We start from the raw sequence: 361 nt of genomic DNA on the forward strand, positions 1-361 counted from the left end.
ATGCCGACCAGCCAGACCAGCGCCATCACCACCAGGCGCAGCAGGGTGTAGCCCGGCCACTGCGACGACACCCACCAGTCGATGCGCTTGAGCAGCGGCAGCTGGCCCAGCGTGTAGGTCTGGTCGCCGACCAGCGCGTCGATCTGCTTGCCGCGGATCACGGACAGGCTGCCTTGCACGCTCTTGTCGTAGCCCTCGCCGCCACGCAGCGCGGCCACGGCCGCGTCCAGCCCGTCGGGCTTGCTGCTGGCCAACAGCACCACGCTGCGCTTGGCGGCCAGCGGCGATTCGAAGCCGGCCACGATCGCGCTGACGCCTTCACTGGTGTAGCTCATGGCCACGCGCGGCTCGCGGCGATCGA

At 70.1% G+C, this 361-nt stretch carries 1 protein-coding gene; it reads right to left on the bottom strand.

All coding sequences use genetic code 11. The annotated features are described in order from the left end of the window. Positions 1-335 (bottom strand): hypothetical protein (locus NR112_RS22275; RefSeq protein ID WP_256796473.1); only part of this gene is annotated, 335 nt, incomplete at its 3' end. Positions 336-361: the final 26 nt, after the last annotated feature.

This window comes from Terrabacter sp. Ter38 (assembly GCF_024519435.1).
Lineage (GTDB): Bacteria > Actinomycetota > Actinomycetes > Actinomycetales > Dermatophilaceae > Terrabacter.